At 67.4% G+C, this 7,977-nt stretch carries 8 protein-coding genes; 1 reads left to right on the top strand and 7 read right to left on the bottom strand.

Features of this window, described 5'->3' with window-relative positions; genetic code table 11:
• Window positions 1–163 precede the first annotated feature (163 nt).
• Entirely contained in the window at window positions 164–1,450 is a 1,287-nt protein-coding gene (locus JWQ90_RS22810) for an adenylate/guanylate cyclase domain-containing protein (RefSeq protein WP_299697299.1), read from the bottom strand.
• A 182-nt stretch (window positions 1,451–1,632) separates the two neighbouring features.
• On the opposite strand from JWQ90_RS22810, the gene JWQ90_RS22805 reads away from it, so the two are divergent.
• Window positions 1,633–2,517 carry a hypothetical protein gene (locus tag JWQ90_RS22805; protein WP_299697298.1) on the top strand — a complete coding sequence of 295 codons (885 nt, stop codon included), beginning with the start codon at window positions 1,633–1,635 and terminating at the stop codon, window positions 2,515–2,517.
• A 90-nt stretch (window positions 2,518–2,607) separates the two neighbouring features.
• Here the strand turns inward: JWQ90_RS22805 and JWQ90_RS22800 are convergent, their stop codons facing one another.
• From JWQ90_RS22800 to phhA, 6 genes are all read right to left on the bottom strand, one after another.
• Window positions 2,608–3,273, bottom strand: coding sequence for a hypothetical protein (locus JWQ90_RS22800; protein ID WP_299697297.1), 666 nt, complete (start codon window positions 3,271–3,273; stop codon window positions 2,608–2,610).
• Window positions 3,274–3,326: 53 nt separating this feature from the next.
• Complete coding sequence (locus JWQ90_RS22795) at window positions 3,327–3,887, bottom strand: TetR/AcrR family transcriptional regulator (protein WP_299697296.1); 561 nt, start codon at window positions 3,885–3,887, stop codon at window positions 3,327–3,329.
• A gap of 242 nt (window positions 3,888–4,129) precedes the next feature.
• Window positions 4,130–4,804, bottom strand: a complete 675-nt coding sequence (gene maiA, locus JWQ90_RS22790; RefSeq protein WP_299697295.1) for a maleylacetoacetate isomerase — start codon at window positions 4,802–4,804, stop codon at window positions 4,130–4,132.
• On the bottom strand, window positions 4,801–5,820 hold the full coding sequence (locus JWQ90_RS22785) for a fumarylacetoacetate hydrolase family protein (RefSeq protein WP_299697294.1): 1,020 nt from the start codon (window positions 5,818–5,820) through the stop codon (window positions 4,801–4,803). Before JWQ90_RS22785 ends, maiA begins: the two co-directional genes overlap by 4 nt.
• Window positions 5,817–6,965 (bottom strand): homogentisate 1,2-dioxygenase, encoded by a 1,149-nt coding sequence (locus tag JWQ90_RS22780; protein ID WP_299697293.1) that lies wholly within the window; start codon window positions 6,963–6,965, stop codon window positions 5,817–5,819. Before JWQ90_RS22780 ends, JWQ90_RS22785 begins: the two co-directional genes overlap by 4 nt.
• Window positions 6,966–7,136: 171 nt before the next feature.
• The gene (gene phhA / locus JWQ90_RS22775; protein ID WP_299697292.1) at window positions 7,137–7,907 is read right to left on the bottom strand and encodes a phenylalanine 4-monooxygenase; all 771 of its coding nucleotides are present in this window, start codon (window positions 7,905–7,907) and stop codon (window positions 7,137–7,139) included.
• Between the last annotated feature and the right edge of the window lie 70 nt (window positions 7,908–7,977).

Below are 7,977 nucleotides of genomic sequence, written 5' to 3'. Positions count from 1 at the left end.
GTTGGGCAGCCGATAAGGCCTGCTGCGTGACTGAGCCCCCGTATTTTCGGGGGGCTTTTTGGGGGGCGCGGGTTGTTGGGGTTCGCTGCGCACACCCCAACCTACCAGGGCATTCGTAGGTTGGGGTGAGCGCAGCGAACCCCAACATCGGCGCGCAACAGCGTTACGCATTCACCAACGCATAAACCGGCACCGCTTCGGCAAAACCCTTCATCACCTCCGGCGCCTGCGGGCTGATCGCGACGCGCACATCGTCGGCCAGCGCGTCGCAGGTTCTCTGGTCGGCCAGCACTTCGCCGTCGGCGGCGCGCTGGCACAGGCGCGCGGCGAGATTCACCGCCGTGCCGACCGCCGCATATTCCAGACGTCCCGCACCGCGCAAGGCACCGATCGTGGTATCGCCGGTGGCAACGCCGATGCCGATGCCCAGCTCGACTCCAGCCTCATGCAGAAACGCGCCGACATGCGTGCGCAGTTCCAGCGCAAGACGCACCGCATGCACCGCGTGGCGGCGATCCGGCAGCGGTGCGCCGACCAGGATCAGCACGCCGTCGCCGGCGTGATCCTTGACGGTACCGCGGTGCTGCAGGCTGACCTGGCCGACGACGCGGTAATAGCGCTCCAGCAGGCCGACGACGCCGTCGGAATCGTGCTCGCGCGCGTACGCGGTGAAGCCGCGCAGATCGCAGATCACGATGCTGATCTCGCGGCGCTCGCGGCGCATCGCCTGCTCCATGCCCTGCATCGATAGCAGCCGCGCGATCTCCGGCGAGATGAACTGCCGCATCGAGGCACCGCGCTGGCCCTGGATGATCAGGTAGTGCACCGAGCCGGACAGAAAGATCAGCAGGCCGAAGGAGATCAGCAGCGGCACCCATTCGCGGCTGACCACCAGGCCCGTCAGCAGGAACGGCGTGGCGACCATCAGCGCGCGCAGCCGCAGCGACTCGGCCGGGTCGCGGCGCGTGAAGCGCACGATGATCAGCGCGATGGTCGATAGCAGGATCGCGATCGCCAGCACCGGAATCAGCGCCCAGCCCCAGCCATGCATGCGGATCAGGCCGGTGGCGTCGGTACTCGCGGTCTCCGGCGCCAGCACGACATAGCCGATCACCAGCAAGCCGTACAGCAGCGTGATGCCCTGGGATACGCGGAACAGCACGCCGACGGTGCGTTTGAGCTTGGCACCGGCATCGGCGGCGACGCGCCGCGCCCATTCGATACCGGCGAGTATCGACACCGTCTCCAGCGTGCGGCTGCCGATCTGGTAGATCCAGAAACCATGGCTGCCGAGCCGGTGCTCCGTCGGCACCAGCGACAGGCGCAGGCCGATCACGATCAGGCACAGCGCGAGCGCGCGGCTCGGCCGGCTGCTCCAGTCGGCCCACAGAAAGATACTGCCCAGCCCAACCGCGAGCAGGGCCGCCACCCAGAATGCGCTGCCGTCCATTTTCCAAGTTCTCGTGATGACCCGTGCCGGCGGCGCCGATGTTGAGGCCAGGGCTTGCGCTCAGCAACCGGCATTCACCGGCCATGCATGAACCCGCACTGAAGCCCTGAACCGGAGTTCATACGCAATTCATCGCTGCCGCCGATAGTAGGGCTACATATCACCAAGGAAGGAGAACGACGATGAGATCAAACCTGGAAATGGATTCCGGCCCGCGCTTCGTCAAGCCCGCGATCATCGCGGCGATCGCGCTGATGCTTGCCGGCGGCTTCTATGCGATGACGCGACCCGGCGACAAGACCGTCGCCGTCGCCAGCCCCGACGGGCGGCAGCAGACGGCCATGGCCGGCGACGGCAATGCGCCGGTCGCCGCCGAAGGCGCCGACGCGCCCACGGCCGGCATGACAGCCAGCGCGGCAGCCCCCGCTCCCGCAGCAGCGCCGGATGCGCCAGTGCCGCCCGAACCTGCGACGACGACCGCTGCACCGGCTGCCGCAGCGGTGGAAACTGCGACCGAAGCTCCGGCCAAAGCTCCGGCGCCCAGGACGAAGCCGGCTCCGGTCGAAACCGCCAGCGCGAGCCCATCCGGCGCGGCGCGGCGGACACCGGCCGCCGATCCGGTCGCGGCAGACAGCAGTGCAGCAGCCGCTTCGTCCTCGGAAGCCGCGGATCACGCTCAGCTTGCGGTGAAGGACCAGCGGCCGAATCGCCCGGCCGTGCGTACACCGGCAGCCTCGGCCTCGGATGCGCTGCGCCCCTGGTGGAACCAGACCGCCAGTGACGATCGCTTCGGCGTGCAGTACGTCGGGCAGGCCGCGGATCAGCCGGCGCTGGTAATCCGCTTCTCGCGCCAGGTCAGCGATCCGGCCGCCGCGCAGAACATCAAGCTGATTGCTGCCGATGGGCAGCCGGTGACGGCCAACTGGGAACAGGGCCAGGATCCGCGCGTGCTTTACGCGCCACATCTGCAGCCGGGCCGCTACACCGTCGTGATCGATCCGCAGCTGGCCAGTATCGACGGCGAGTCGCTGGGTACGCAGCTGCATGGGCCGACCTACATCCAGTAGGCGCGACCAGGAGCGCCCGACTGGTAGACCCCAGCTAAGCGCTCGATCGGCATTGCCAGATGGAAGCGGCGCCTGTGAGCGCCGCTTTTGTCATCGGTAGACAGGCTCGCGACCGACGCGGCTGCTGCGCAGCGGCTTGACGATCAGCTCGTCGGCGCTGCAGCTGGCCGCGACGCTGCAGGCCTGGTACTGAAAACCCGCGTCGAAGCAGACGCTGAGCCCGGCCAGTGAACGCCCGTGGCAGTCGAGCACGATCGCCTCCACGCTCAGGCCCGGATTGTCGCGGATGAAGGCGGCTTTCACCATCTCAGCCGAAGTGTGCAAGGCGGCGCTGACGGCCGTGAACTCGCTCGGCACCAGCACGCGGCGGCTGCCGCGTTCGAGCTGTGTGTAGTAGCCCGCAGAATCCAGGCCACTACAGGCGCCCTGCCGCTTCCAGGTCTTCCTGATCTGCGCGCGATTGGGGATCGTCGTCAGCCAGCGCTCGGCTTCTTCGTCCGAGAGGCGCTGATCGGTGCAGGCCGGCTTTTCACCGTCGAAATGCGGCAGCAGGCCGTCGACGGTGAAATAGCGCTCTTCGGTGCATTGCGCCTCTTTCGAACTCAGCTTGGCCTCGCAGTAGTCCGGTGACCAGACCAGATGCAGGGTCCAGCCCTGCGGCGCGGCGCGGCTCTGCGTGCACACGCACATCAGGCCGAACGCAAGCGCAGCAGCGCGATTCGACCATGAGGTTCTCGGCGATCGGTAGTGCGACATCGACGTTCTCCGCGGCGACAGGCCGGGATTGTGCTACGACTTGCCGCTGCGCGTCAGCCGCGCTGCAGCGCGCGCGCCGCGTTGAGCACTTCGTCGGACAGCGCCTTGGATCGCACCGCGCGCGCGACGATGATCGCGCCGATCGCGGCGGTGTAGCGCGCGATCGCCGCGCGGCGCGCTTCGGCGTTGTCGCTGCCCTGGGTCAGCAAGCTGATCATCGTCTCGAAATGGGCATCGAAGCGCGCACGCAACGCCGGCTTCAGCCGCCCGGCCTCGGAGCCCATCGCCGCGAACACGCAGCCGTTGGCGGGCTGGTCGCGATGCGCATCGCTCAGGTAGCGCGACATCAGTACATCGCGACGCTGCTTGGGCTCTGCCGTCTCCACCGAGTCGGCCAGCGACGCCAGCGACTGCTCGAAGGCCGCGTCGATGGCCTCGCCGACGAGCGCGTCCTTGGATTCGAAGTGCGCATAGAAGCCGCCGTGCGTGAGCCCGGACTTCTTCATCAGGGCCGCGACGCCGATGCCGTCGACACCGTACTTGCGGAACGCCGCCGCCGCATTCTTGACGATACGCGCCCGGGTTTCGGACTTGTGGGTATCGGAATATCGCATGGCGGCGGACCTCAATATGATTGCCGACATTCTAAGGCGGACAGGTAATGGCGACGATACTCGAGACCGTAGGGCGGGTCGTGACCCGCCGTTCTGACGGCCGGGCACAAAGCGGCGGGTCGCGACCCGCCCTACGCATTTGCGGCAAGTACCTTCGATGCGCAACCGAGGCCTCACGTCGGCAAGGGATTGCCGACCTACGACAGGCGGTCCGATCGATGTGGCGTGGGCCGCGGCCCACGCTACTCCGAGTCGGGCTGGTTCTGCGGCGCGGCTCTGCGAAAAGCGTCGAGTTCGGCTGCGGCGTCGGCAATGCGGACCACGGTCGGGTAAGCGTCCAGCGGCACGTGGAAACGGCGTGCGTTGAACACCTGCGGCACCAGGCAGATGTCGGCCAGCGTGATCGTGTCGCCGAAGCAGTAGCGGTCGGTATGCGGGCCATTGGCCAGCCGCTGCTCCAGCGCGGCGAACCCGGTCTGCAGCCAGTGATGCATCCAGGCCCTGCGATGGGTGTCGTCGATATGCAGCTCGTCCTTCAGGTAGGCGAGCACGCGCAGATTGTTCAGCGGATGAATGTCGCAGGCGATCTGCAGCGCCAGCGAGCGCACGTAGGCGCGATCGCTGGGATGCCAGGGCATGATCGGCGGCTGCGGGTGCTTGTCTTCCAGGTATTCGATGATCGCCAGCGACTGCGTGTGGACTTCGCCCTCGTCGACCAGCGCCGGAATCAGCGCCTGCGGGTTCAGCGCGCGGTAGGCATCGCTCAGATGCTCACCGCCGTTGCGCAGCAGATGCAGCGGACGTTGCTCGTAGGGCAGGCCCTTGATGTTCAGCGCGATGCGCACGCGAAACGCGGCCGAGCTGCGGAAATAGTCGTAGAGCGCGGTGCCTGCCTGTGAGCTTGCTGCGTCGTTCATTCCCTGTGTCCTGGTTCGGCGACCGTCTGGTCGATCGCGCCGAAGATACTGCTTCCTTGCGCGTCGAGCATTTCGATGCGCACCCGGTCGCCCGCTTTCAGGAACGGCGTCTGCGCTTTGCCGCCGCGCAGCGTCTCGACCGTGCGCAGCTCGGCCAGACAGGAGTAGCCGAGGCCGCCCTCGGCGATCGGCCGCCCCGGACCGCCGTCGGCGTCGCGGTTGGAGACCGTGCCGCTGCCGACGATCGTGCCGGCCGCCAGCGGCCGCGTGCGGGCGGCGTGCGCGATCAGCGTCGGAAAGTCGAACGTCATGTCGACGCCGGCATCGGGCCTGCCGAAAGCCTGGCCGTTGAGCTGCGTCAGCAGCGGGCCATGCAGACGGCCGCCGTCCCAGGCCGGGCCGAGCTCGTCCGGCGTCACCGCCACCGGCGAGAACGCCGACGAGGGCTTGGACTGCAGGAAGCCGAAGCCTTTTGCCAGCTCGTTCGGAATCAGGTTGCGCAGCGACACGTCGTTGACCAGCATCAGCAGGCGCACGCAGCCACGCGCCGCCACCACCGAGGCGCCGAGCGCGACATCGCCGGTGACCACCGCGATCTCGGCCTCGAAGTCCGCGCCCCAGGCGGCATCGCCGAGCGGGATGTGCTGCCGCGGCGCCAGGAAGGCATCGCTGCCGCCCTGGTACATCAGCGGATCGGTCCAGAAACTCGCCGGCATCTCGGCGCCGCGCGCCTTGCGTACCAGCTCGACATGATTGACGTAGGCCGAACCGTCGAGCCACTGGTAGGCGCGCGGCAGCGGCGACAGACATGCCGCCGGATCGAAAGGCGCAAAGCCGGCCGCGGAACTCGAGTTGACCCGGTCCGATTGCTGCAGCAGCAGCAGCTCGACCTCGTCCCAGCGGTCCAGCGCCAGCTGCAGCGTCGCCACCGCCGCCGGCATGCACAGCTTCAGATCGCGCGAAACCACGACCAGACGGCCGTCACGGCTACCGTCGCGCAGGCTCGCCAGCTTCATGCGCCGCTCCCGGTGGCCGGCGCGCCGCGCCAGGACTGGTGATAGTCCTCGCGCTCGACCTGGCTCGCCTCGGTGCCGACATCGAGCGCGTCGCGTGTGTCGATCATCACCGCGTATTCCTCGGTGGCCGGCTTCGCCTGCTTCAACATCCGCGTGAGCGCCTTCGGATGCGGGCCGTGGGTGAAGCCGCAGGGATGCAGCGTGACCATGCCCGGATGGATGCCGTCACGCGAGAAGAAGTCGCCGGCGTGGTAGAAAATCACTTCGTCGTAGTCATCGTTACTGTGAAAGAACGGGATCTTGATTGCGCCCGGATCGGTCTCGAACGGCCGCGGCACGAAGGTGCAGACGACGAAGCGCTCGGCGACGAAGGTGGTATGCGCCGACGGCGGCAGATGGTAGCGATGCGACATCAGCGGCCGCAGATGGCGCACATTGATCCGCACCGGGTGCAGCGTGCCGTGCCAGCCTTCCGCGTCGAGCGGGTTGAAGGGATAGCGCACCGTCGAGATCGCGTTGCGGCGCTTGATGCGGACCTGCCATTCGCGCGGCTGCGCGCTCTGCAACCGATGCGCCTCGTCGATCTTCGGCAGATCGAACATCGCCGGATCGAAGATCGCGTTCTCGCCGACCAGGCCCTTGTCCGGCAGCCGGTAGCTGCTCTGCGTCGCCTCGATCAGCAGCAGCGTGATCGGCGCCGCGCATTCCAGCCGCCACATCGTGCCGCGCGGCAACACCAGGTAGTCGCCGGCCTCGATGCTCAGGTGACCGTAATCGCAGAACAGCTCGCCGGCGCCTTCGTGCACGAACAACAGCTCGTCGCCGTCGCCGTTGCGCACCAGGTGGTCCATCGTCGCCGGGCAGCGCCAGTAACGGAATTTCACGTGCGCGTTGCTCAGTATGTCGCTCGCGTCCCAGGGCGATGCGGCGCGGGCTTCGATGCGTGTCAGGTCGAAAGCGCGCGGCCGCAGCGGGCCTTCCCAGGAGGTCCACCCCGTCGGCGGGTGCGCATGCATCATGTGCGTGGCCGGGCCGAAGAAGCCGTCCTTGCCGAGTTCGCGCTCATAGAGCCCGTCCGGCAGATCGGCATGCGCCTGGCGCGAGGTGCGGCCTTCGGTCGGCGGGCGATAAATCCATTTATTCATGTGCGGGCTCCGGGCACGGCATACCAGAAATTTTCAACGAAACTCCGTTCCTCCCGCACGCCAAGCACGTCTGTGGGCGTATCGAGGGACGCATCGCGCTCAAGTCCCTCGATACGCCCGCAGAAGCGCGGGCAACTCGGGAGGAACGGAGTTTGGATGGGGATTTTGAGTTCACGGCGCAATGATGCGATCACCGTCGCGCGTCTGCGTTGCCGGAATCGCCGGCTGCTCGCGCACCCGCTGCAGCAGTTCGCGCAGATCGCCGCGGGTCTGCGCGAACAGCTGCTCGAAGCTGTCGAGCACGAAATAGGTCTGCTGGTAGGCGTCGATCCGATACGCGGTGCGCATCACCCGCTCGACATCGAAGCCGATGCGATGCGGCTGCGGCGATGCGATGCAGTACACCGTCTCGCCGCCGCTCGACAGAATGCCGGCGCCGAACGCGCGCAGACCCTTGGGCGTGTTGATCAGGCCGAACTCGACCATGTACCAGTAGAGCCGCGACATCGGCTCGACCGCGTCCAGGCCGATCGCGATGCGTCCCTGCTCGCCGTAGTGCTGCAGATAGTCGGCGAACACCGGGTTGGACAGCAGCGGCACGTGGCCGAAGAAGTCGTGAAAGATGTCCGGCTCGACCAGGTAGTCGAACTCGTCTTCACGGCGCAGCCAGACGCTGACCGGGAAGCGCCGGCGCGCGAGATGCTCGAAGAACACCTCGTTCGGAATCAGCCCCGGCACCGCGACCAGCTGCCAGCCGGTGGCGCGCGCCAGCATCAGGTTGGCACGATCGAAATGCGGGATCGCATCGGCCATGTCCAGCGCGGCGACGCCGGCGACGAACTCCGGCGCCGCGTAGCGCTCGATCAGCTGCGCCTGCCGGGCGTACAGCCGGCGCCACAGCGCCTGATCGGCCTCGGTATACCGGCGGTAATCCTGCTGCACGCTGTAGTCGGCGGCGCACAGCCGGTAGTCGCCGCGCAGCTGGCAGGAGCCGGGGATTGGAAACGGATTC

The sequence above is a fragment of the Hydrocarboniphaga sp. genome (assembly GCF_028291725.1).
GTDB lineage: Bacteria > Pseudomonadota > Gammaproteobacteria > Nevskiales > Nevskiaceae > Hydrocarboniphaga.
This window is presented reverse-complemented; position numbering and strand designations above follow the sequence as displayed.